Annotated in this window: 22 protein-coding genes; 12 read left to right on the forward strand and 10 right to left on the reverse strand. The window is 62.1% G+C overall.

The window, feature by feature from the left end:
• Positions 1 to 10: 10 nt before the first annotated feature.
• From AC07SI_RS11135 to folE2, 3 genes are read right to left on the reverse strand one after another with little or no spacing between them, the layout of a single operon-like run.
• The gene (locus tag AC07SI_RS11135; protein WP_495005733.1) at positions 11 to 877 is read right to left on the reverse strand and encodes a metal ABC transporter permease; all 867 of its coding nucleotides are present in this window, start codon (positions 875 to 877) and stop codon (positions 11 to 13) included.
• Positions 877 to 1,545, reverse strand: coding sequence for a metal ABC transporter ATP-binding protein (locus tag AC07SI_RS11140; protein ID WP_495005734.1), 669 nt, complete (start codon positions 1,543 to 1,545; stop codon positions 877 to 879). Before AC07SI_RS11140 ends, AC07SI_RS11135 begins: the two co-directional genes overlap by 1 nt.
• Positions 1,542 to 2,438 carry a GTP cyclohydrolase FolE2 gene (gene folE2, locus AC07SI_RS11145; RefSeq protein ID WP_120450579.1) on the reverse strand — a complete coding sequence of 299 codons (897 nt, stop codon included), beginning with the start codon at positions 2,436 to 2,438 and terminating at the stop codon, positions 1,542 to 1,544. The genes AC07SI_RS11140 and folE2 overlap by 4 nt, the downstream gene beginning before the upstream one ends.
• A gap of 128 nt (positions 2,439 to 2,566) precedes the next feature.
• Here folE2 and AC07SI_RS11150 point away from each other — a divergent pair, with 128 nt between their 5' ends.
• On the forward strand, positions 2,567 to 3,778 hold the full coding sequence (locus AC07SI_RS11150) for an N-acetylmuramoyl-L-alanine amidase (protein WP_106802248.1): 1,212 nt from the start codon (positions 2,567 to 2,569) through the stop codon (positions 3,776 to 3,778).
• Here the strand turns inward: AC07SI_RS11150 and AC07SI_RS11155 are convergent.
• Complete coding sequence (locus tag AC07SI_RS11155; RefSeq protein WP_065902616.1) at positions 3,775 to 4,143, reverse strand: glutamine synthetase; 369 nt, start codon at positions 4,141 to 4,143, stop codon at positions 3,775 to 3,777. The genes AC07SI_RS11150 and AC07SI_RS11155 overlap by 4 nt on opposite strands.
• Positions 4,144 to 4,268: 125 nt before the next feature.
• Here AC07SI_RS11155 and dksA point away from each other — a divergent pair, with 125 nt between their 5' ends.
• From dksA to AC07SI_RS11175, 4 genes are read left to right on the forward strand one after another with little or no spacing between them, the layout of a single operon-like run.
• Positions 4,269 to 4,673, forward strand: a complete 405-nt coding sequence (dksA, locus tag AC07SI_RS11160; protein ID WP_315414049.1) for an RNA polymerase-binding protein DksA — start codon at positions 4,269 to 4,271, stop codon at positions 4,671 to 4,673.
• A gap of 26 nt (positions 4,674 to 4,699) precedes the next feature.
• Positions 4,700 to 5,908, forward strand: a complete 1,209-nt coding sequence (gene zigA, locus AC07SI_RS11165) for a zinc metallochaperone GTPase ZigA (protein WP_495005735.1) — start codon at positions 4,700 to 4,702, stop codon at positions 5,906 to 5,908.
• A complete protein-coding gene (locus tag AC07SI_RS11170) occupies positions 5,908 to 6,552 on the forward strand; it encodes a DUF1826 domain-containing protein (RefSeq protein ID WP_213551855.1) in 645 nt (214 codons plus the stop codon). Before zigA ends, AC07SI_RS11170 begins: the two co-directional genes overlap by 1 nt.
• A 44-nt stretch (positions 6,553 to 6,596) precedes the next feature.
• Complete coding sequence (locus tag AC07SI_RS11175) at positions 6,597 to 7,559, forward strand: CobW family GTP-binding protein (protein ID WP_495005736.1); 963 nt, start codon at positions 6,597 to 6,599, stop codon at positions 7,557 to 7,559.
• Here the strand turns inward: AC07SI_RS11175 and AC07SI_RS11180 are convergent.
• Entirely contained in the window at positions 7,553 to 7,948 is a 396-nt protein-coding gene (locus tag AC07SI_RS11180; RefSeq protein WP_065902609.1) for a DUF3301 domain-containing protein, read from the reverse strand. The two genes, AC07SI_RS11175 and AC07SI_RS11180, sit on opposite strands and share 7 nt — an antisense overlap.
• Positions 7,949 to 8,065: 117 nt before the next feature.
• On the opposite strand from AC07SI_RS11180, the gene pdxY reads away from it, so the two are divergent.
• Both pdxY and AC07SI_RS11190 read left to right on the forward strand, forming a co-directional pair.
• A complete protein-coding gene (pdxY, locus tag AC07SI_RS11185) occupies positions 8,066 to 8,938 on the forward strand; it encodes a pyridoxal kinase PdxY (protein ID WP_106802254.1) in 873 nt (290 codons plus the stop codon).
• An 82-nt stretch (positions 8,939 to 9,020) separates the two neighbouring features.
• Positions 9,021 to 10,052 (forward strand): hypothetical protein, encoded by a 1,032-nt coding sequence (locus AC07SI_RS11190; protein WP_495005737.1) that lies wholly within the window; start codon positions 9,021 to 9,023, stop codon positions 10,050 to 10,052.
• 21 nt (positions 10,053 to 10,073) lie between these two features.
• Here the strand turns inward: AC07SI_RS11190 and AC07SI_RS11195 are convergent, their stop codons facing one another.
• The gene (locus AC07SI_RS11195) at positions 10,074 to 10,556 is read right to left on the reverse strand and encodes an acyl-CoA thioesterase (RefSeq protein WP_065902603.1); all 483 of its coding nucleotides are present in this window, start codon (positions 10,554 to 10,556) and stop codon (positions 10,074 to 10,076) included.
• 291 nt (positions 10,557 to 10,847) lie between these two features.
• Here AC07SI_RS11195 and AC07SI_RS11200 point away from each other — a divergent pair, with 291 nt between their 5' ends.
• Complete coding sequence (locus AC07SI_RS11200) at positions 10,848 to 12,611, forward strand: cation:proton antiporter (protein ID WP_065902601.1); 1,764 nt, start codon at positions 10,848 to 10,850, stop codon at positions 12,609 to 12,611.
• 83 nt (positions 12,612 to 12,694) lie between these two features.
• Here the strand turns inward: AC07SI_RS11200 and AC07SI_RS11205 are convergent, their stop codons facing one another.
• From AC07SI_RS11205 to uvrD, 3 genes are all read right to left on the reverse strand, one after another.
• Positions 12,695 to 13,102, reverse strand: coding sequence for an SMI1/KNR4 family protein (locus AC07SI_RS11205; protein ID WP_017739032.1), 408 nt, complete (start codon positions 13,100 to 13,102; stop codon positions 12,695 to 12,697).
• A 136-nt stretch (positions 13,103 to 13,238) separates the two neighbouring features.
• Positions 13,239 to 14,111: a Tim44 domain-containing protein gene (locus AC07SI_RS11210; RefSeq protein ID WP_065902599.1), complete on the reverse strand. Its 873-nt coding sequence runs from the start codon at positions 14,109 to 14,111 to the stop codon at positions 13,239 to 13,241.
• A gap of 271 nt (positions 14,112 to 14,382) precedes the next feature.
• Complete coding sequence (gene uvrD / locus AC07SI_RS11215; RefSeq protein ID WP_495005738.1) at positions 14,383 to 16,566, reverse strand: DNA helicase II; 2,184 nt, start codon at positions 16,564 to 16,566, stop codon at positions 14,383 to 14,385.
• 279 nt (positions 16,567 to 16,845) lie between these two features.
• On the opposite strand from uvrD, the gene AC07SI_RS11220 reads away from it, so the two are divergent.
• The 3 genes from AC07SI_RS11220 to AC07SI_RS11230 all read left to right on the forward strand — a co-directional run bounded on the left by AC07SI_RS11220 (position 16,846) and on the right by AC07SI_RS11230 (position 21,141).
• Positions 16,846 to 19,719, forward strand: coding sequence for a putative bifunctional diguanylate cyclase/phosphodiesterase (locus AC07SI_RS11220; protein WP_495005739.1), 2,874 nt, complete (start codon positions 16,846 to 16,848; stop codon positions 19,717 to 19,719).
• Positions 19,720 to 19,881: 162 nt separating this feature from the next.
• Positions 19,882 to 20,748 (forward strand): transcriptional regulator HexR, encoded by an 867-nt coding sequence (gene hexR, locus AC07SI_RS11225; RefSeq protein WP_010168370.1) that lies wholly within the window; start codon positions 19,882 to 19,884, stop codon positions 20,746 to 20,748.
• A gap of 195 nt (positions 20,749 to 20,943) precedes the next feature.
• The gene (locus AC07SI_RS11230) at positions 20,944 to 21,141 is read left to right on the forward strand and encodes a PA3496 family putative envelope integrity protein (protein ID WP_106802257.1); all 198 of its coding nucleotides are present in this window, start codon (positions 20,944 to 20,946) and stop codon (positions 21,139 to 21,141) included.
• On the opposite strand, the gene AC07SI_RS11235 is transcribed toward AC07SI_RS11230, so the two are convergent.
• Positions 21,071 to 22,045 (reverse strand): LysR family transcriptional regulator, encoded by a 975-nt coding sequence (locus AC07SI_RS11235; RefSeq protein ID WP_065902594.1) that lies wholly within the window; start codon positions 22,043 to 22,045, stop codon positions 21,071 to 21,073. The genes AC07SI_RS11230 and AC07SI_RS11235 overlap by 71 nt on opposite strands.
• A gap of 195 nt (positions 22,046 to 22,240) precedes the next feature.
• Between AC07SI_RS11235 and AC07SI_RS11240 the strand changes: the two genes are divergently transcribed.
• Positions 22,241 to 23,656, forward strand: a complete 1,416-nt coding sequence (locus AC07SI_RS11240) for an acetyl-CoA carboxylase biotin carboxylase subunit (RefSeq protein ID WP_003195732.1) — start codon at positions 22,241 to 22,243, stop codon at positions 23,654 to 23,656.
• Positions 23,657 to 23,690 lie beyond the last annotated feature (34 nt).

Consider the following 23,690-nt stretch of genomic DNA (forward strand, 5'->3'; position numbering starts at 1 on the left):
GGGAAACACCTCATTGGGATGACAGCAAGGGCGGGCGGCGCAGCAAGCCGTGCACCGTACCGAAGACCACGGACAGCAAATACCCGACGCCAGCCACCAGCACGATCGCCGGGCCGCTGGGCAGCGAGTAGTAGAACGACAGCAGCAAGCCAAACCACACCGACAGGCATCCCAGCACTGCCGATACCGCGATCAGCACCGGCAGGCGCCGGCTCCAGAAACGTGAAGCGATGGCCGGCAACATCATCAAACCCACCACCATCAACGCGCCGATAGCCTGGAAGCCGATCACCAGGTTCAGTACCACCAGGGTCAGGAACAACCCGTGGGCGAGTGGGCCGAGGCGGCTGACGGTTTGCAGGAACAGCGGGTCGAGGGTGTCCAGCAGCAGCGGTTTGTAGATCAGCGCCATGGCGAGCAGGCTGAAACCGGAGACCCAGAGCATGCCGGTCAGGGTGGTTTCATCCACCGCCAGGGCGGAGCCGAACAGCAGGTGCAAAAGGTCCAGGCGCTTGCCGGCGATGCCCAGGATCAGCACCCCGGCGGCGAGCGAGATCGGGTAGATGGCGGCGAGGCTGGCGTCTTCGCGCAGGCCGGTGCGGCGGGTGATCCACGCCGACAGGCCGGCCATGCCCAGGCCTGCGCCGAGGCCGCCGATGGTCAGTGCGGGCAGGCTCAGGCCAGCGAACCAGAAGCCCAGCGCGGCGCCGGGCAGGATGCCGTGGGCAACGGCGTCACCGATCAGGCTCATGCGCCGCAGGATCAGAAACACCCCCAGCGGCGCGGTGCTGCAAGCCAGTACCAAGCCGCCAATCAAGGCGCGACGCATGAACACGAAGTCGAGGAAGGGCATCCACAGGTGGGCGGCGAAGTGCATCAAGCCACCTGCATGTGCGGTTGCGGGCGGATCAGCTCTTTACTGGCCCCGAACACGCAGCCGGTGCTCTTGATCTGCACCACTTGCTGGGTTTGGTGGCGCACGGACGCGAGGTCGTGACAAACGATCACCACGGTGCGGCCTTCATCGTGCCAGGCGTGCACATGTTTCCAGCACAGCGCCTGGCCTTCTTCGTCGAGGGCGGCGTGGGGTTCGTCGAGCAGCAACACTGGCGCTTCGGCCAGGCTCATGCGAGCGAGCAGGGCGCGTTGCAGTTCACCGCCGGACAAGGCCATCAACGGTCGATGTTCAAGGCCGCTGAGGCACCAGTCTTCGAGTACTGCTTGCAGGCGTTCGCTGCGTTGCGGCGGCGTGAGCCGGGTGCCCCAGAAACCGGCGGCAACCAACTCTTGCAGGCTGATGGGGAACTGGCGGTCGAGGTGCTGTTGCTGAGGCAGAAACGACAGGCCGCCGCGGCGTGGAACATCCACGGTGACTTTACCGGCCAGCGGTTTTTGCAGGCCGGCGATGACTTTGAGCAAGCTGCTCTTGCCGGTGCCGTTGGCGCCGATGATGCCGGTGAGGCTGCCTTTTTCCAAGGTGAAATCCACCGCCGGCGTCAGCGGTTGGCCGGGGGCGCCCCAGCGCAAAGCGGTGCAGGTGATCATGCAGAGGGTCTCGTCCAGCGGCTTTCAGCCACGGCATCGTGCGCGTGCAGGCTTTCGGCGTGGATCACTTTCAGGTGGAAGGCGTTGATGGCATCCGAGCGCTTCAAGGCGAGGTTCAGGCGGCGGGCAGCGTCTTCGCAGAACATCAGGTTCTGCCCGTTGGCCAGGGCGAAGGCTTGTTCGTCCGCGCGTTTTACAGCGGTTTGTACGGCGGTGCCGAGGGCCGCCTCGACGTCGTCGATCAGCGCGGTGATGGGCAAGTCGGGCTGTTGGCCGTCCAGCTCGATCAACAACTGCGCAGTGCTGCGCTGGCTGTGGGGCGTGGCAACAATGCCGTTGGCGCTGCCGAGCCAGGTGAGGACGTCTTCATGTTGCAAAGGCGTGTTGCCGAAATCTTCAACAAATTGCTGCTGAATCAATTGCCTGGCGAGGGCGGCCGAGCAAGGGCAAGTTGAGGAATAAGTAACGTCAATTTTTAGTTCCACGTGGAACATCTGGTTTTGCAGACGCGCTTCGATGCTTACCGGATAGCTTTTCCAGCCGGCCAGCGGGCTGACCAACGCCGGGCGTTTGAGCAGCAAATCGGTGTGGATCCGCAGGTAGGCGTTCTTAGATAAACCTTCATGACTGTCGAGAAAACGCTGCAGTACATTACGCAGAAGTGCCGGCGTAAGGGGCTGCTGGTCGAGCATTTCCAGTGCCAGGTACAGGCGTGACATATGAATACCACGGGCGGCGCCATCGTCCAGGCTGACGCCGGCATCGGCGGTGGCGGCCAGGCGATGGCCGTCGATGAGGATCGGCAAGGCGATACCGCACATACCGACCCAATCGAGTGGCAAGGCTTGGCGTGAAGCCTGCGCGGCGATATCCGGCAGAGTCAGCGCATTCATGAGCAGGTCCATCGTTGGAAATAAAAAGACATGTTATATTATAACTATTGAGTCGACGATGATTTTTCTGCTCCAGCCTTTTTTCAGTCATGTCGAGCAGGGACGCTCCTTTATTTGCGGTATTTGTCATGCACAGACGTCAGCTCCTAAACCTGCTTCTGGCCAGCCCGCTGTTCACCTTGCCTTTCACCGCGTCGGCCACGCAGATTCGCAATGCGCGCCTGTGGCGCTCGGACGACAAGCTGCGGCTGGTGTTCGACCTCAGCGGGCCGGTGCAATACAAGACCTTTTCGCTGAGCGCACCCGAGCGCCTGATCATTGACCTCAGCGGCGCGGGGCTCAGTGGGGATTTCTCCCAGTTGATGCTCAAGGGCAGCGGGATCACGTCGATTCGCTCCGGGCATTTCGGCAAGGGCGATACGCGGATCGTGCTCGACCTGGCCGCGCCGATGCAGCTCAACAGCTTTTTGTTGCCGCCCCAGGACGGCCAAGGGCACCGGCTGGTACTGGACCTGACCGGCGCCACCCATGCGCCGCGCCAGATCGCGGCGCAGCCTGCGCCGTTGGTGGCGCCGGTGGACAAGGCTCATCCCAAGCGCGACATCATCGTGGTGGTCGACCCCGGCCACGGCGGCAAGGACCCCGGCGCCGTCGGCTCCAAAGGCCAGCGTGAGAAAGACGTGGTGCTGTCCATCGCCCAGCTGTTGGCCAAGCGGCTGAAGCGCGAGAAGGGCTTCGATGTGAAGCTGGTGCGCAATGACGACTTTTTCGTGCCGCTGCGCAAGCGCGTGGAAATTGCCCACAAGCACAACGCCGACATGTTCATCTCGGTGCACGCGGATGCCGCACCGCGGATTACCGCGTCGGGCGCTTCGGTGTATGCCTTGTCCGAAGGCGGCGCCACGTCCGCGACCGCGCGCTTCATGGCGCAACGTGAAAACGGCGCCGACCTGCTCGGCGCCACCAGCCTGCTGAACCTCAAGGACAAGGACCCGATGCTGGCCGGGGTGATCCTGGACATGTCGATGAACGCCACCATCGCTTCCAGCCTGCAACTGGGCAACTCGATCCTGGGCAGCCTGGAAGGCATCACCTCGTTGCATCAGAAACGCGTAGAGCAGGCCGGCTTCGCGGTGCTCAAGTCACCGGACGTGCCGTCGATCCTGGTGGAAACCGGGTTCATCTCGAATGCGCGGGACAGTGCGCGACTGGTCACCGCGCGTCATCAACAGGCGGTTGCCGATGGCTTGTTCGAAGGTTTGAAGAAGTACTTCCAGAAGAACCCGCCGATGAACAGCTACATGGCCTGGGTGCAGGAACAGAAGGATGCCCAGGCCTAGCAGCCGGTTATCCGGCTGCAGGTGAACTTGGCGCTGGCGCCACCCGAACTGGAGAACCGGTTGAGGGTGGTCCAGCCCACGCGCCGTGTGTAGCCGACCCACGCCTCACCGTCCGAGGCCAATCCGGTAAAGAACGTCAGCTGCCCATAGCGGCTGTTGGTCTGTGCCCAATAGCGTTTGCCGATCACCTCGAAGCCGCGCAGGTACGTGGTGCTGCCGACCGTTGCCACGCTGTAGGCATTGCCCAGCGGGTCGACACATGCCAGCAGGTTGGCGCTGCGCGTGCAGTTGGCCAGCAGGCTCGGTGTCTGCGCGCAGGCCGGGCCTGCCGCTGCCAATAACAGGGCGCACCACAGATATTTCATAGGGCTTCTCGGGGCAGGGAGGGTTCCAGCATTGCGCCCTCCGTCGTGACGAGCAAGGGGGATTGGCTTATTTGCATTGTTATACTATAACATTAAACCACAGCCTGACCCGTGAACCGCTCCCCATGACTGAACAAGACCTCCTGGCCCAGCCACCCGCCGACTACATGAATGAAGCCCAGCAAGGCTTTTTCCGTGCGCTGTTGCTGGTCCAACGCAATGAACTGCAAGCGCGTATCGATGCCGAGTTCCAGCAGCTGCGCGAGCAGGAAACCAACAGCGATCCCGCCGATGTGGGCAGCGCCGAAGAGCAGCGCCAGTGGCAACTGCGCCTGCTGGAGCGGGAAAAAAAGCTCCTGGACAAGATCGACGACGCCCTCGAACTGCTGGCCCGTGGCGAATACGGCTGGTGCCGCGAAACGGGCGAGCCCATCGGCCTGCAACGCCTGCTGCTGCGTCCTACCGCCACGCTGTGTATCGAAGCCAAAGAACGTGAAGAGCTGCGCGAACGCCATAAACGGGCGATTTGACCGGCCACCCTGATGAGGACTACCTGATGCCCAATCGTCTCCCCGTTACCGTGTTATCCGGCTTTCTCGGCGCCGGTAAAAGCACGCTGCTCAACTACGTCCTGCGCAACCGCGACAACCTGCGCGTGGCGGTGATCGTCAATGACATGAGCGAAATCAATATCGACGGCAGCGAAGTGCAGCGCGACGTCACCCTCAACCGGTCCGAAGAAAAACTGGTGGAGATGAGCAACGGCTGCATCTGCTGCACCTTGAGGGAAGACTTGCTCGAGGAGGTCGGAAAACTCGCCAAGGAAGGTCGCTTCGATTACCTGCTGATCGAATCCACCGGCATTTCCGAACCGTTGCCCGTGGCCGAAACGTTCACCTTCCGCGACGAAAACGAGCAAAGCCTGGCCGACATCGCGCGCCTGGACACCATGGTCACCGTGGTTGATGGCATGAATTTCCTGCTCGACTACCAGGCCGCCGAAAGCCTGGCTTCACGCGGCGAAACCCTTGGCGAGGAAGACGAGCGCTCGATCACCGACCTGCTGATCGAGCAGATCGAATTCGCCGACGTGATCCTGATCAGCAAGATCGACCTGATCAGCAGCCGTGAGCGCGAGGAGCTGATGGCGATTCTCGAGCGCCTGAACGCCCAGGCGGAAATCATCCCGATGGTCATGGGTGAAGTGCCGCTGCACAAGATCCTCAATACCGGCCGGTTCGACTTCGAACGTGCCGCGCAGGCCCCGGGGTGGCTGCAGGAACTGCGCGGTGAGCATGTGCCGGAAACCGAAGAGTACGGTATCGCCTCCACCGCCTATCGCGCGCGCCGTCCGTTGCATCCGCAGCGCTTTTTCGACTTTATCGGCCGCCCATGGGTCAACGGCAAACTGCTGCGCTCCAAGGGCTTCTTCTGGCTGGCCAGCAAGCACCAGGACGCGGGCAGTTGGTCCCAGGCCGGCGGCCTGATGCGGCACGGCTTTGCCGGTCGCTGGTGGCGTTTCGTGCCAAAAAGCCAGTGGCCCCAGGATGAAGAAAGCGTCGCGGCGATCATGGGTAACTGGCAATTGAGCACTGGCGATTGCCGTCAGGAACTGGTGTTTATCGGGCAGAACATCGACTTCGCGCGCCTGCGTGCCGAGCTTGATGCCTGCTTGCTCACCGACGAAGAAATGGCCTTGGGCGTCGACGGTTGGCGCTTGCTGGACGATCCCTTTGGCCCTTGGTATGACGAGGCGGCCGCCTGATGCTGGCCCCGGTTATTCCCCTGCGCCCGGTGATCCGCCAGACCCGCGGCGAAACCCCGCTGGCGCTGTCCGACATCCTCGAAGACGGCGTCAACCTGGCGCTGTGGCAGCGCCAGTTGCCGCTGCACATTGCCGAGTTCGGCGCGTTGCTGGTGGCGCTCAATGAGCCGTTGGCCGATTCGCTGGTCGTGGAGTTGAGCCGCGAAGACGCCGCGCCCAACTTGCAGGGCCTGGCGTCCAGTTGTCGCGATCTTGAAGGCTATGAAGGTTTTATCGCTGATGTGGCGTGGCTGGTCAGCGCGTTTGCCTGCCTGCTGGGTGCCAAGCGAATCGGTGTGCGCCTGCGCCTGTTGGACAAGGCCATGTGTCCGCGCTTTCACGTGGACCACGTGCCGGTGCGGCTGATCACCACCTATGCCGGGATCGGCAGCCAATGGTTGCGCGAAGGTGTGATGGACCGTCGCCTGCTGAGCCGACCGGAGGCCGAGCCTACCGAGCGAATCGAGCAGATTCACTGCGGCGAGGTGGCCTTGCTCAAGGGCACGAAATGGCATGGCAATGAAGGTCATGGCCTGATCCATCGCTCGCCCGCCCTGAAGGCGGATGAACGCCGCTTGATCCTGACGCTGGATTGGCTGGCATAACCGCGTAGGATCTAGCGTTCTACACGGTCTGAATGAAGCGTCTCATGCTGCAGAACATTCCCACCCACGTGATTGCCGGACCTTTGGGCGCCGGCAAGACCAGCCTGATCAAGCACCTGCTCGCGCAACGCCCGGCCAACGAGCGTTGGGCGGTATTGATCAACGAGTTCGGGCAGATCGGCCTGGACGCTGCGCTGCTGACCCAGGATGACGACGGCATTGCCTTGGGCGAAGTCGCCGGTGGCTGCTTGTGCTGTGTGAATGGTGCACCTTTCCAGATAGGCCTGGGCCGTCTGCTGCGGAAGGCCAAGCCGGATCGGCTGTTTATCGAGCCCTCGGGCCTGGGGCACCCGGCGCAGTTGCTCAAGCAATTACGCCAGGCGCCGTGGCAGAACGTGCTGGCGGTTCAGCCCTGCGTGCTGGTACTCGATGCCCAAGCCCTGGCGGCGGGTAAACCGTTGCCACCGGCGCAGCAGGAAACGCTGGCCAGTGCCGGGCTATTGGTATTGAACAAGGATGAGACGCTGGATGCCGCGCAGTGCCAGGCTGTCGAACGGCAGTTGCCGGATTGCCCGGTGTACTGGACCCGCCAGGCCCAGTTGCCACTGCAGCAGCTACCCGGATTAAGCGCACAGGCCGCCGCCGCGGTGGATAACTTCGCTGTGCCAGAGGGGCTCTCGCAACTGCCGGCGATCTGGAACGATCCCACGCTGCCGATTTGCTTGAGCCAGGCCCAGGAAGGCGGTTGGAGCATTGGCTGGCGCTGGCACCCGAGTCAGCAATTCGATGCCGTACGTGTATCCGGATGGCTGGAAAGCCTGGAATGGCGCCGCGCCAAGCTGGTTATCCACAGCGCCGAAGGCTGGATGTCCGCCAACGCCGTGGATAACGCTTCGCTTGCCTGGCAACCCAGTGAATGGCGCCGCGACTCGCGGATCGAATTGATTTTCAGCGCACCACAGGACGTGGCCGCGTTGCAGATGGCGCTCGCGGCCTGCCGTCAGTGACGATTCTTGGCCGCGTGGTCCTCGCGCCATTGGCTCAGCTCGATCACATTGGCACTGGGCAATGGCGTCTTGATCTCGAACGGGTAGGGCGCCAGTTCGATCTGCGCGCTGTGGGCGCCGAACTGGGTGATCGTCCCCGGATGGCGGGTCTCACCGGTCACGGTGAATTCGAAATTGTAGATGCGCGCCAGGCGTCGCCGACCACTGGCATCCTTCACAAAACCGATGCGCTTGAGCGCCACCGCACCGTCGAGCAGCTCGATATCGAGCTTGGCGCAATGCTGCTTGACCCGTTCCAGCGCCCGCTCGCGCAGGCCGTGGTTGTGCCACACCCAGGCGGCAGCGGTCGCCAGCAGCATCAACACGAAGATGTTTCCCAGGGTCAGCATGCAAAGAACTCCAACAAAGTGAGAGCAGCTTAACTGTGTCGCCGGTCTGTCGTACAGGCTGCGTTTAGTCGCATACTGCGCGGCCAGAATTTCAATGGCTTTACGGAAATCTCCCGCATGAAACGCACACCTCATCTGCTTGCGATCCAGTCTCATGTGGTCTTTGGCCACGCCGGAAACAGCGCTGCCGTGTTCCCCATGCAGCGGGTCGGGGTGAATGTCTGGCCGCTGAACACCGTGCAGTTCTCCAACCACACCCAGTATGGCCAATGGGCGGGAGAAGTGTTGGCGCCGCAGCAGATTCCGGCGCTGGTGGAAGGCATTGCCGCGATCGGCGAGCTGGGCAACTGCGACGCGGTATTGTCCGGTTACCTGGGCAGTGCGGACCAGGGGCGCGCGATCCTCACCGGTGTGGCGCGCATCAAGGCCATCAACCCCAAGGCCCTGTACCTGTGCGACCCGGTGATGGGACATCCGGAAAAAGGCTGCATCGTGCCGCAGGAAGTCAGCGATTTCCTGCTGGAAGAAGCGGCGGCGATGGCCGACTTCCTGTGCCCCAACCAGCTGGAACTGGACAGTTTTGCCGGGCGCAAGCCGCAATCACTGTTCGATTGCCTGGCCATGGCCAAGGCGTTGCTGGCGCGCGGGCCGAAGGCGGTACTGGTCAAGCACCTGGATTACCCCGGCAAGTTGCCGGATGGTTTCGAGATGCTGCTGGTGACCGCTGATGGCAGCTGGCACCTGCGCCGGCCGCTGCTGGCGTTTCCGCGCCAGCCGGTGGGCGTCGGCGACCTGACCTCCGGGCTGTTCCTGGCGCGTGTGCTGCTCGGCGACAGCCTGCTGGCGGCCTTCGAATTCACGGCGGCGGCAGTGCATGAAGTGCTGCTCGAAACCCAGGCCTGCGCCAGTTACGAATTGGAGCTGGTGCGCGCCCAGGACCGCATCGCCCATCCGCGTGTACGTTTCGAGGCCACGCCCATCGGGTTGTAGGCCTCTGCCGAATTGAGCCAGGGCAAGAGCGTCCGGTACTATCGGGCGCTTCTTGTCCCCCTGTGCTTTTCAAGGAAGATCCATGTCGCCATCCCTTAGGGCTTTTTCCGCGCTGAGCCTGGCCTCGCTGCTCAGTGCCTGCAGTGTCAACGGCAGCTACCCGGACGCCACCGAACCTGATGCGGCGAAGCTGCGCTTTATCTCCAACACACAGAATTCCACGCTCGACCTCTTCGATGCGCAGCACTGCGCAGGCCGTACCACCGGCATGCTCAACAACTTCATGATGGCCGATACCCGGCGCCGCGCCGACATGAGCGTGCCGCCGCCAGCGAAAACCCGTGGCCTGCTGGAAGTGAAGTTGCCCGCCGGCCAGCCGCTTTTCGTGCGACTCAATACCAACGGCGGCTCCTACGTATGCGCCAAGGCGTTCAATTTCACGCCCGAAGCCGGCAAGGAATATGAAGTGACCTTCGACGTCGACGGGAGCAACTGCATTACCACGTTCCGGCGCCTGTCACGGTTCAATGGCAAAGACGCGCGTACGCCACTGCCAATGTTCGAAACGCCGTTGCTGGCATGCGCCGGCAGCACGCCGATGTTCCCCAGGCAGCTGCCCGAAAACGCCCAGCGCACAGCGTTGATCAACACCATCGTCGACACCAACGTGCAGCTGTTCAAAATGATGAACCCTGATACCCCGGCCGAAGCACCGACGACCGCCAAAGCCCTTGAGGAGCAGATTGCCAAGCGCAAGGTGGCGATGGGATCGTTTACGTTGCCGCAGGATTACTGGGCTCAATATCGCCAGAACTACGCACTGTTGAATGAAGAGGCTGCAGCCCAGCAGACACGCACGCTGGGGTTCTACAAGGAGGTTTATCGCTTCCGGCTCACGCTTATCGAGGACGCTGTGCTGCAACAGTGGCTGAACCCGACGGACCTCGCCACGCGCGAGCGGGTCAAGGCCAACGACAAGATGATGACCACGTACTACACCAATACACGCACGTCAGTGATGATCGAGGTGCTCAACCATCACATGGAGCGCATGAGCCAGTTGGACCAGCGCTTTGATGTCTGTGCCCACTACGACAAGTGCTGGCACCTGTAGGCGTGGGCGCGCTCGCGCTTACTAGGCGTCTGCCTTGATCTCCTGGTAGCGCTTCTCCAGCTCCTGGCGAATCTGCCGACGCTGCTGGGCCTGCACGAACCGGCGCTTGTCTTCGCTGTTGTGGGGCTGCAGTGGCGGCACGGCGGCGGGTTTGCGCTGATCGTCCACGGCCACCATGGTGAAAAAGCAGCTGTTGGTATGGCGCACCGAGCGTTCGCGGATGTTCTCGGTGACCACCTTGATGCCCACTTCCATCGACGTGTTGCCGGTGTAGTTGACCGATGCGAGGAAGGTCACCAATTCGCCGACATGGATCGGCTCGCGAAAAATCACCTGGTCGACCGACAACGTGACCACATAGCGACCGGCATAACGGCTCGCGCAGGCGTAGGCCACTTCGTCGAGGTACTTGAGCAGGGTGCCGCCGTGGACATTGCCTGAGAAGTTGGCCATGTCAGGGGTCATCAATACCGTCATCGACAGCTGGGCGTTTCCGGGTTCCATAGCACACTCACGGGTTGTAGGCATTGGTTGGGGGGCACCTCTGCGGGTGCTGGAATCTTTGCAGCGCCATCCTTTACGGGACGCCGGTGGGCGGCTTGCCGTCACGCGTGCACCGATCTGTTTCCATATATTGCACCGGCTTTCCGGCGGAAGTCGCGGTGTTAACCTTCAAAAGCCCATCTCAGGGCATTTCTTACGATCAAGGCAGACTCTTCCTCTCGCTCTTTGCGACCGTTCAAAGGCGCGGACGGATGCAGGAAGAGCGCCAGTACCCTCAAGGAGCCCCTCGCCATGCACGCCATCAGCTTTATCCAGGACCTGGCCGTGATCATGTTGGTGGCCGGGGTTGTCACCATCCTGTTTCACCGCCTCAAGCAACCCGTGGTGCTGGGGTACATCGTCGCCGGCTTCATCATCGGCCCTCATACGCCGCCCTTCGGCCTGATCCACGACGAAGACACCATCAAGACCCTCGCCGAGCTGGGGGTGATCTTCCTGATGTTCTGCCTGGGCCTGGAATTCAGTCTGCGCAAGCTGTTCAAGGTCGGTGCCACGGCGTTTATCGCGGCGTTCCTGGAAATCATCCTGATGATCTGGATCGGCTACGAGATCGGCCGCTGGTTCGACTGGAATACCATGGACTCGCTGTTCCTCGGCGCAATCCTGGCGATCTCCTCGACCACCATCATCGTCAAGGCACTCAATGACCTGAAGATGAAGAACCAGCGCTTCGCCCAGCTGATTTTTGGCGTGCTGATCGTGGAAGACATCCTCGGTATTGGCATCATTGCCTTGCTGTCGAGTATTGCCGTCAGTGGCACGGTCAGCTCCGGCGAGGTGTTCTCCACGGTCGGCAAGCTCTCGCTGTTCATGATCGTCGCGCTGGTCATCGGCATTTTGCTGGTGCCGCGCCTGCTGGCCTACGTGGCCAAGTTTGAAAGCAACGAAATGCTGCTGATCACCGTACTCGGCCTGTGTTTCGGCTTCTGCCTGCTGGTGGTCAAGCTGGAATACAGCATGGTGCTGGGCGCGTTCCTGATTGGCGCGATCATGGCCGAATCGCGCCAGTTGATTAAGATCGAACGCCTGATCGAGCCGGTTCGCGACATGTTCAGCGCTATTTTCTTCGTCGCCATTGGCTTGATGATCGACCCGCAGATCCTGCTGCAATACGCCTGGCCGATTGCGGTCATCACCGTGGCGGTGGTGCTGGGCAAGATGCTGTCCTGCGGCCTGGGCGCGTTTATCGCCGGCAATGATGGCCGGACCTCACTGCGCGTAGGCATGGGCCTGTCACAGATTGGCGAGTTTTCCTTCATCATCGCCGCGCTTGGGATGACCTTGCAGGTGACCAGCGACTTCCTGTACCCGGTGGCGGTTGCCGTTTCGGCGATCACCACGTTGCTCACGCCGTACCTGATTCGCGGTGCCGACCCGTTGTCGTTGAAGATTGCCGCCGTGATGCCCAAGCGCCTGAGCCGGGTGTTTGGCCTGTATGGCGAGTGGCTGCGCAGTATCCAGCCGCAGGGTGAGGGCGCGATGCTGGCGTCGATGATTCGCAAGATTATCCTGCAAGTGGGGGTGAACCTGGCGCTGGTGGTGGCGATCTTCTTCGCCGGCAGTTACTTCGCGGCGCGCATTGGCGGGTATCTGGAGGGGTGGATCAGTGATCCAAGCTGGCAGAAGGCATTGATCTGGGGTGGGGCGCTGCTGTTGTCGCTGCCGTTCCTGATTGCGGCTTACCGCAAGCTCAAGGCGTTGTCGATGTTGCTGGCAGAGATGAGCGTTAAGCCGGAAATGGCCGGGCGGCACACCCAGCGTGTACGACGCGTGATCGCCGAGCTGATCCCGCTGTTGTCGCTGCTGGTGATCTTCCTGCTATTGGCGGCCTTGTCGGCCAGCATTCTGCCGACCAACAAGTTGCTGGTGCTGATCGCCGTCGTCACGGCCGCAGTGGCGGCCGTGCTCTGGCGGTGGTTCATCCGCGTGCATACGCGCATGCAGGTCGCCTTGCTGGAGACCCTGGATAACCACAAGGACACGCCGGAGCATTGAGAGCAACGGTGGCGAGCGAGCTGACTTGCGCTGGGCTGCGCAGCAGCCCTGAACAGTGATCTCGCCACACAAGCCTTGTGGGATCAGCTTTCCAGCCAGACGTCCCGCGCCCAGTGCCACACCGATTCCCAGGTTTCTTCGGTGACGAGTTCTTCTTCGCCGGACCACAGCACGACGGTGCCATCTTCTTCGACGCAGTAGTAGTCGTCACCGTCCTGGCAGATCGGAATCATGCTGCGATCAACGCCGGCATCCCAGGCGTTGGCGGCCACGTCGGGCAGGTAGGTGTGGGATTGCGGGTCGGTGACGGTCACCGGCTCCAGGCTGCCGTAGACCACGTCGCTGACGGTCAGCAGGAATTCGCGGAACACAAACGGGATGTCGATGAACAGTTGTTCCTCGATTTCCACCAGTTGGTCTTCGTCAGGCAGTTCCAGAGGAACCGGGACCGGTTCGTTGGCTTCACGCAATTGTTCGATGATTTCTTCCACGGCCGGGATCCTCTTGCTAGATGGCGCGGTTTATAGGGGCGTTTTATACAGTAGCTCGCTATAAGTGCAACCGTGAAATAGAAAACCCCGGACAGGTCCGGGGTTTTTTGTTACGGCTTGCTCAAGCGCGCGGGTATCAGCCGTTCTGGCGGATACCGGCGACCAGCCAAGGCTGGTTGTCGCCTTGGGCGCGTTCCATGTTCCAGCTTTCGCTGAACACTTCGCCCTGGTCGAAACGCGAGGTCTTCGACACACCGCTGAAGGTCAGGGTGGCGATGGTCTTGTCGGCGCGGTCATCCACACCTTCCAGCTGTACGCGCAGGTCGTCGATGTAGGTCGACTGGAAGGCGTCGCCCAGGTCGGCGCGTTCGCGTTTGAGGAACTCCAGCAGTTGTGGGGTCACGAACTCGGAGATCTTGTCCATTTCGTTGGCGTCCCAGTGCTGCTGCAGGGACTGGAAGTGGCTGCGGGCCGCTTCGACGAAACGCTCTTCGTTGAACCACGCCGGTGCGTTGATCACCGGACGGGCGGCGGCAGGCGCTGCCGAACCACCGAAGATCGAACCCATGGCTGGCTTCTGCTCGAACACTTCACGCTGCATCGGCGCGCCGGCTGGGGCCAGGTGCTCCTGCTGCTTGCGTCGACGGGCGGCGATGAAGCGGAAGATCACAAAGGCGATGACCGCCAAGATCAGGATGTCGAAGATCTGCATGCCCTGGAAGCCGCCGCCCATGAACATGGAAGCGAGCAGGCCACCGGCCGCGATACCGGCCAGAGGGCCCAACCAGCGCGAAGCACCGCCGGCCTTGGCCGCGGCGCCAGCAGCACCGGCTGCGCCTGCGGTGGCGGCTGCACCGCCCATGCCGCCGGCGGAAGGAGCCATTTGGCTGGTCTGGTGAGTCGGTGCCGAGCCCATGCTTTTGCCGCCACCGAAGCGCTTGGCGTTGGCGTCGAGGCTCATCGTCAGGCCGATGCACAACGCCATGGCGATGCTAAGAAAACGTTTCATAAAGGGAATTCCCATTTGTGGATTGCACGCGCGCCATGTTGCACAGGTGTAGTGACAGTGGCTAGCGACATAATGTTTCGGGCTTTTGCGTAAGACCGAATCAGAATGGTCTGTAGGACTTAATACAGATATTGGCCCGTGCAGGTGAAAAACAAGGGAGGGTCACAATTCTTCACATTGTAGGAGCCGGCTTGTCGAGTCGTCGCCCCGCAGCGATGGCGTACTTGAGTACGCCATCGCCAGCAAGCCGGCTCCTACAAAGGGGAGGGTGTCAGATGGCTTCGAGCTTCGCGTAGCCCATCATCAGCCATTTGCTGCCTTCAGCGAAGTTCACCTGTACCCGTGCCTGGGCACCGGCGCCTTCGAAATTGAGGATCACGCCTTCGCCGAAAATCGCATGCTTGACCTGTTGGCCCAGGCTGAACGGGGTTTCCGGAATTTCGGAACCGGCAAACAGGCTGCTGGAGTTCTGCTGCTGGCCACCACCGAACGGGCGGCTGACGCTGTTGGACAGGCGCACTTCCTGGATCAGCCCCTTCGGCACCTCACGGACGAAACGCGACACCTTGTTGTAGGTCTCGCTGCCGTACAGGCGTCGGGTCTCGGCGTAGGTCATCACCAGGTTCTGCATCGCCCGGGTAATGCCCACGTAGGCCAGGCGGCGTTCTTCCTCAAGGCGGCCAGGCTCTTCCAGGCTCATCTTGTGCGGGAACAGGCCTTCTTCCATGCCCACCAGGAACACGTAGGGGAATTCCAGGCCCTTGGCGCTGTGCAGGGTCATCAGCTGGATGCTGTCTTCATGCTCATCGGCCTGGGTATCGCCGGCTTCCAGCGAGGCATGGCCGAGGAAGGCCGCGAGCGGGGTCAGCTCTTCGTCGTCCTCGGTGTTCTCGAACGCACGCGCGGCGCTGACCAGTTCCTCAAGGTTTTCTACCCGGGCCTGGCCTTTCTCGCCTTTTTCCGCTTCGTGGTAGGCGATCAGCCCGGATTGCTCGATTACAGTCTGGGTCATCAAGTGCAGGGGCATTTCCGAGCACTTGGCGGCGAGGTTCTCGATCAGTTCGACAAACACGCCCAGTGCCCCGGCAGCGCGGCCGGTCAGGCCTTTATTGGCGATGAGCAGGCGCATGGCTTCCCACATCGACACATCGGCGTGGCGGGCGTGGTCGCGGATCGCTTCCACGGTTTTCTCGCCGATGCCGCGGGCCGGGATGTTGATCACCCGCTCCAGCGCCGCGTCGTTGCCACGGCCTTCGAGCAGGCGCAGGTAGGCCATGGCGTTCTTGATTTCGGCCCGCTCGAAGAAGCGCTGGCCGCCATAGATGCGGTACGGGATGCGTTCGCGCAGCAAGGCTTCTTCCAGCACCCGCGACTGGGCGTTGGAGCGGTACAGAATCGCGATATCGCTGCGCGCCAGGCCGGTCTTCAGTGCGCTTTCGATGGTTTCCACCACGTAGCGCGCTTCATCGTGCTCGTTGAACGCCGCGTACAGGTTGATCGCCTCGCCTTCGCCGCCGTCGGTCCACAGCTCTTTGCCCAGGCGCCCGGTGTTATTGGCGATCAGGGCGTTGGCGGCCTTGAGGATGCCGGCGGTGGAGCGGTAGTTCTGCTCCAGGCGGATGGTGACCGCGTCCGGGAAGTCTTCGGAATACTGGTAGATGTTCTCGATTTTCGCGCCACGCCAGCCATAGATCGACTGGTCGTCATCGCCCACCACCATCAAGCTGTCGCCGCCCTTGGCCAGCAGGCGCAACCAGGCGTACTGCACGGCGTTGGTGTCCTGGAACTCGTCCACCAGGATATGCCGGAAGCGTTTCTGGTAATGGGCCAGCAAGCCTGGGTTGTCGCGCCACAGGTCGAGGGCGCGCAGCAGTAGTTCGGAGAAGTCGATGACGCCGGCCCGCGCACAGGCGGCCTCGTAGGCTTCATAGATGCTGCGCATGGTGGCCAGGAACAGGTCGCCGCTGGCCTGGATATGTTGCGGGCGCAGGCCTTCGTCTTTCTGGCCGTTGATGAACCATTGCGCTTGCCGCGCTGGCCAACGCTGCTCGTCGAGGCCCAGCTCGCGGATCACGCGCTTGACCAGGCGTTGCTGGTCATCGCTGTCGAGGATCTGGAAGGTCTGGACCAGGCCCGCTTCCTGCCAGTGCGCCCGCAACAGGCGGTGCGCCAGGCCGTGGAAGGTGCCCACCCACATGCCGGCCGGGCTGATGCCCATCAACTGCTCGATGCGATGGCGCATCTCGGCAGCGGCCTTGTTGGTGAACGTCACCGACAGGATGGAGTGCGGCGACGCGTTCTCGACCTGGATCAACCAGGCGATACGGTGCACCAGCACTCGGGTTTTACCGGAGCCAGCACCGGCCAGGACCAACTGACGGCCAACGGGGGCGGCTACGGCCTGGCGTTGGGCATCGTTGAGGGAGTTCAGCAAAAGGGAGAGATCATCGCGCATCGGCGCATTCTAGGGTGCTGGGGGGGCTCGGGCAAATCCCAATGCCGGGCGGGCGACGGAAAACATCCAGGCTGATCCGCGCCGGGCAAACATTCTGCATCGGGTGATGACTGGTCGGTCAATGGCCGCAGCCCCCGCCGTGTCTCGCTCAAGCCGTCTGGCGCCTAGGTTTGCGCTGGATAAACGTGAGGTTTTTATGACGTGGAGCAGTTTGGCCCAAGCGCGTGCTTGTGTATGCTCCGTCGACGTTTCGGGCTCACCATTATAAGAACACTGCCTATGACCCTCAGCACCGACCTGTTCGGCCCCACGATGGCGCCCGCGCAGGTCATCCACAAACATTACGCCACCGAGATGGCGGTCGAGCGCACGCGCCTGCTCTACCAGGGCTCGTTGCTGCCTACCTTATTAATGCTGGTCAACGGCCTGGTCTGCGCCTGGCTGCTGTGGAACCCCAAGCAATACCTGCTGGACAGCATCTGGCTGGTCTGGCTGCTGGCGTTGGTGGCGATGCGCGTGATCCAGGTGGCGGCGTTTGACTCGGCCATGCCCAGCCGCCAGGCCCAGCCGATCTGGCGCCGCATGTTCATGCTGGGTTCAGCGGTCAGCGGACTGACCCTGGCCGTCGCCGCCATCGCGCTGGTACCGGTGGACAGCTTTATGCAGCAGGCCTGGGTCTTTGGCCTGATCGGCGCCGCGACGCTGTCGGCCAGCGTGGCCTATGCCGTGAGTCTGCCGGCGTTCCTGTCCTTTTCCCTGCCGTGCCTGGTGCCGGCCATCGCGTACCTGTTCTGGAACGGCGCCCCGCAGCAACAAGGCTGGGGTGTGCTCGGCCTGATCCTGCTGGCGTCCTTGAGTGTGGTGGCGTGGCAGGTCAATCGCTTGATCCAGCGCGGGCTGCTGCGACGCTTCCAGAACCAGGCGCTGATCGAGCATCTGCAACAGGCGCAGCAGCGCAGCGAACAGTTGAATCAGGAACTGGTGCGCGAAGTCGAGCAGCGTCGCCAGGTCGAACAGGAACTGCGTGAAGCGCAGATCGGCCTGCAGGACCGCGTGGCGCAGCGCAGCCAGGAACTCGACGCCGCCAGCCTGGCCCTGAATAAAAGCGAGGCGCGCCTGGCCATGGCCCTGCAAGCCAGCGAACTGGGCCTGTGGGACTGGAACCTGCAGACCGACGAGGTCCACCACACCCAGCTCAAAGAGTTGTTCGGCCTGGAACCCGAGTACGTCACGGCGATGCTCAGCCACCTCAAGCCGCGCCTGCACCCCGAGGACCTGCCGTTGCTCAAGCGCGCGCTGGTGGAGCACCTCAAGGGGCGCAGCGAGGACTACCAGGTCGAATACCGCGTGCGCCATGGCGATGGCCATTGGGTGTGGATCGAAGACCGTGGCCGCGCCGTCGAGCGCACGCCCAGCGGGCGCGTCACGCGCATGCTCGGTACGCGCCGCGACATCAGCGCCGGCAAGGCCCTGGAAGAACAGCAGCGCCTGGCTTCGACGGTATTCGAGGCCGCCAGCGAAGGCATCGTGATCCTCGACCCGGATTACGCGTTGATTGCGGTCAACCAGGCCTTCAGCCGCGTCACCGGCTTCGACATCGACGACATGCTCGGCCGCAATGTGGTGGAACTGCCCAGCAGCCGCGATGCGCGGCGCCACTTCCCGGTGATCCGCCAGGCGCTGCTCAGCCACGGCACCTGGCAGGGCGAACTGGTGGAGACGCGCAAGAACGGCGAGCTGTATCCCCAGTGGCTGCAACTGAACGTGGTGCGCGATGTTCGCGGAAAAGTCAGCCATATCGTGGGGTTCTTCGCCGATTTGTCCGCGCGGCGCGAATCCGAGGAGCGCATGCGCTACCTCACGCATTACGATGAATTGACCGGCCTGGCCAATCGTTCGCTGTTCCGCGAACGGTTGCGCGAAGCCCACCAGCGCGTGCGCCTGGGCGGGCGGAGCCTGGCGCTGCTGCACATCAACCTCGACCGTTTCAAATTGCTCAATGACAGCCTCGGCCATGAAGTCGCCGACCAGCTGTTGCAGAAAATGGCGCGGCGCTTGATCAACGCCTTGCCGGAAGCCGACACCATTGCGCGGCTGTCCGGTGATGAATTCGCCGTGCTGTTCGATGCCTATGGCAACCTCTCGAGCCTGGCCCGGGTGGCGACGCGGCTGCTGGCCAAGTTGCGGGTGCCGGTGACGGTGGAAGGACACGAGCTGGTGGTCAGTGCTTCGATGGGGGTCAGCCTGTTGCCGGATAGCGCGCGGGAAATTTCCGCGCTGGTCAGCCAGTCGAACATGGCCATGCAACATGCCAAGCATTTGGGCGGCAACAATTTCCAGTTCTACACCGACAGCCTGCAAGCCAGCACCCTGGAGCGCCTGCAGCTGGAAAACCACCTGCGCAAGGCCATCGAGGAGCGCCAACTGACGGTGTTCTACCAGCCGAAACTGTGCCTGGCCACCGGCAAGCTGAATGCCGCCGAAGCGCTGATTCGCTGGGAGCATCCGCAATGGGGCATGGTGCCGCCGGGGGACTTTATCGGCCTCGCCGAAGAGACCGGCCTGATCGTACCGCTGGGCGAATTCGTGCTGCGCCAGGCTTGTTGGCAGGCGTGCGAGTGGCAGCGCCAGGGGCTGGCGCCGATCCGGGTGTCGGTGAACCTATCGGTGCATCAGTTGCGCCAGGGCAAGCTCGTCAGCCTGGTGCGCCAAGTGTTGGAAGAGACCGGGCTGGACCCGCAATACCTCGAGCTGGAGCTGACCGAGAGCCAACTGCTCGACAGCGTCGAACACATCATCGCGACCTTCCAGCAGCTGCGCGACCTGGGTGTGAAGCTGGCCATCGACGACTTTGGCACCGGTTATTCATCCCTCAGTTACCTCAAGCGCATCCCCGTGGACTACGTGAAGATCGACCAGACCTTCATCCGGGGCCTCGGGCAGGGTCGGGAGGACGCAGCGATTACCCGGGCGATCATCGCCATGGCGCATGGGCTGGCGCTCAAGGTGGTGGCCGAAGGCGTGGAAGATCAGCAGCAGCTGGATTTCCTGCGCGGCGAGCGTTGCGACGAGGTGCAGGGCTACCTGATCAGTCGGCCGATGGCGGCCGAAGGGCTGGCCGATTTGTTACGGAAAAATGCAGTTTTTCCTTAGCCGCACGGCTTCAACCCCAGCGGCTACAACTTGGCCGCCCTTAGATTCAAAGGCGGACAGGGCGATTTAGTGATGCATCGGACGGGCAAAACGACAATTCTTGTAGTATAACTACAAGCTTGCTACATCCCTGGCACCTGCCAATAACAAGAGTCCTGCCCTTTGAACCTGTTGCAACATATCGCCCAGTCGCGCCACCTGTTACGCAAATCGGAACTCAAGGTTGCCGATCACGTGCTGCTTGACCCTGCGGCAGTGATGCACAGTTCCATGGCCGACCTGGCCCACAGCGTGGGCATCAGCGAGCCGACCATCGTGCGCTTCTGCCGCGCCATCGGTTGCTCCGGGTTCCAGGACTTGAAACTCAAGCTGGCGCAAAGCCTGGCCGCCGGTGCGAGCTTCGGCCAGTTTGCGATTCATGAAGACGATTCCGTCGCCGACTACAGCCTGAAAATCTTCGACACCACCCTGCACACCCTGATGGAAGTGCGCGAGAAGCTCGACCCGGTGGAGCTGCAAAAGGCCGTGACCGCCATGTCCCAGGCCCAGCGCGTCGAGTTCTACGGCTTCGGTGCGTCTGGTGCGGTGGCCGCCGACGCCCAGCACAAATTCTTCCGGCTGCTGCTCACCGCTGCGGCCTACAGTGACCCGCACATGCAGGCCATGTCGGCGGTGACCTTGAAGCCCACCGACGTGGCGATCTGCATTTCCCAGTCGGGCCGTTCCAAGGACCTGCTGATCACCGCCAACCTGGTGCGTGAAAGCGGCGCGACCCTGATTACGTTGTGCCCGAGCCAGACGCCGTTGGCGGAGCTGTCCACGGTCAACCTGGCGATCGATGTGCACGAAGACACCGAGATCTACACCCCGCTGACCTCGCGCATCGCCCACTTGGTGGTGATCGACGTGCTGGCGATGGGCGTGGCAATGGCGCGCGGCCCGAGCCTGGTCAACCACCTCAAGAGTGTGAAGCGCAGCTTGCGCAGCCTGCGTCTCTCGCCCAAATCAGTCAAAGCCCTCGACGATTAATCGAGTGTAGACAGATTGATGTGGGAGCTGGCTTGCCTGCGATGGCGGTCTGTCAGCTCGCACATTCATTGACTGAGCTGCCACACAGGATGTGCACAGCGCCTGAAGATTCATCGTCCTGTAACCCCCGCGCCGCCAAACCGTCATCCCCCAGGGCCATCCTGAACTCCCCGTACTCGCATTGGGAGACTGAAAATGGCCCGGCACTACGAAGACAGCAACAGCTCCGTCAAAACCCGTCGTCAGCAGGAAGACCAGCGCCGCATGGCGTTCCGTCGTGCAATCGAAGACCGCTGCGACGAGCGCCAACTGCAGCAGAGCATCACTGACTACCCGGAACTCCACTGGCAGGCACCCTTGGCTGCCCAGCGAAACGCTCAGCCAACGCGCTGATCTGCACCCGTTCGCTGCGGATAAAGCCCAGGAACGCATGGGCTACCGGTGACAGGCGCTTGGCCTTGGCCTGCACCAGGCACCAGCTGCGGTACAGCGGCAGTTCTTCCACCGGCAGCTCCTTGAGCCCGCCGGTGGCCAGCTCCAGGTTGACCGCGTGGCGCGTCAGCAAGGCCACGCCCAACCCGGCGTTCACGCATTCACGCTGCGCCTCGGCCGAGGCCACTTCCACCGTCTGGGTGAAGTGCACGCGTTTCTCCTTGAAGTATTCCTCGCACGCCAGCCGCGTACCGGAACCCGGTTCGCGCAGCAGCAGTGTGTAGGGCTCCAGGTCCTGCAGGCGCAGCGGGCCTTGCAGGCTCAACGGATGCTCAGGTGGGGCCACGGCCACGATCGGGTTGTTGAGGAACGGCAGGAATTCCAGGCCCATGTCCTGGGGCACCATGGACATGATCACCAGGTCGTCGCGGTTGTCCGAAAGCCGTCGAATCACCTGGGCGCGGTTGACCACCGTCAGGTGCAACTGCACCTCCGGGTGCTGGCGCTTGAAAGCCGCAAACAGGTGCGGCACGAAGTATTTGGCGCTGGATTCCACCGCCAGTTTCAACTGGCCCTGCAGCGAGCCCTGCATGTCCGACAGCTGCATATCGAGGTTTTCCAGGCGCCCGAAAATATCCCGGCTGGCACGTTGCAGGGCTTCGGCGGCTTCGGTCATGTAGAGCTTCTTGCCGACGTAATCGAACAGCGGCTGGCCGATCAGCTCTTCCAGCTGACGAATCTGTAGGCTAACGGCCGGTTGCGTAAGCGACATTTCCTCGGCTGCACGGCTGTAGGAACGCAAATCGCACACTTCATTGAAGATCTGCAATTGACGTAATGTCATACGCATCAATGACTTACGCATTATTTTGTAATCCCGGCCTACCCCTGATGCATCGACTATAAGTCTTTACTTATACACAACCCAATAATTATTGATTTTTGTTAATCCCTGTTGGGGCTTAGTGTGTGTCTCGCGACTGTCATGAAACATTTGGTCACGCGCCGACCCGGATCCAGTGGGTTGAAGACGCAGCAATCGGCTCAAGGGAATTTCCAAGTGATAAAAAAGATCCTGATCGCCAACCGTGGTGAAATTGCCGTACGAATCGTGCGTGCCTGCGCCGAGATGGGCATTCGCTCGGTCGCGGTCTATTCCGACGCCGACCGTCACGCGTTGCACGTCAAGCGTGCCGACGAAGCCCACAGCATCGGGGCCGAGCCCCTGGCCGGCTACCTGAACCCGCGCAAGCTGGTGAACCTGGCCGTGGAAACCGGCTGTGATGCGCTGCACCCCGGCTACGGGTTCCTCTCGGAAAACGCCGAGCTGGCCGACATTTGCGCTGAACGCGGGATCAAGTTCATCGGCCCGTCGGCTGAAGTGATCCGTCGCATGGGCGACAAGACTGAAGCGCGCCGCAGCATGATCAAGGCCGGCGTGCCGGTCACGCCGGGGACTGAAGGCAACGTTGCCGATATCCATGAAGCCCTGACCGAAGGCGACCGCATCGGCTACCCGGTGATGCTCAAGGCCACGTCCGGTGGTGGTGGTCGTGGTATCCGCCGCTGCAACAGCCGTGAAGAACTCGAACAAGCCTTCCCCCGCGTGATTTCCGAGGCCACCAAGGCCTTCGGTTCGGCGGAAGTGTTCCTGGAAAAATGCATCGTCAATCCCAAGCACATCGAGGCGCAAATCCTCGGTGACAGTTTCGGCAACGTGGTGCACCTGTTCGAGCGTGACTGCTCGATCCAGCGCCGCAACCAGAAGCTGATCGAAATTGCCCCCAGCCCCCAACTGACTCCGGAACAGCGCGCCTACATCGGCGACCTGTCGGTGCGCGCGGCCAAGGCGGTGGGCTACGAGAATGCCGGTACCGTGGAGTTCCTGCTCGCCGAGGGCGAGGTGTACTTCATGGAGATGAACACCCGGGTGCAGGTGGAACACACCATCACCGAAGAAATCACCGGGATCGACATTGTCCGCGAGCAGATCCGCATCGCCTCGGGCCTGCCGCTGTCGGTCAAGCAGGAAGACATCCAGCACCGTGGCTTCGCGTTGCAGTTCCGTATCAACGCCGAAGACCCGAAGAACAACTTCCTCCCCAGCTTCGGCAAGATCACCCGTTACTACGCGCCCGGCGGTCCCGGCGTGCGCACCGACACGGCGATCTATACCGGCTACACCATTCCACCGTTCTACGACTCCATGTGCCTGAAACTGGTGGTCTGGGCGTTGACCTGGGAAGAAGCCATGGACCGCGGCCTGCGCGCCCTGGACGACATGCGCCTGCAAGGCGTGAAGACCACCGCCGCCTACTACCAGGAAATCCTGCGCAACCCGGAATTCCGCAGCGGCCAGTTCAACACCAGTTTTGTCGAGAGCCATCCTGAACTGACCAACTACTCGATCAAGCGCAAACCCGAAGAGCTGGCCCTGGCCATCGCCGCCGCCATCGCCGCCCACGCAGGCTTATAAATAAGCAGCTGCAAGTTGCAAGCGGCAAGCTACA

It is taken from the genome of Pseudomonas sp. GW821-FHT05D12, assembly GCF_059419825.1.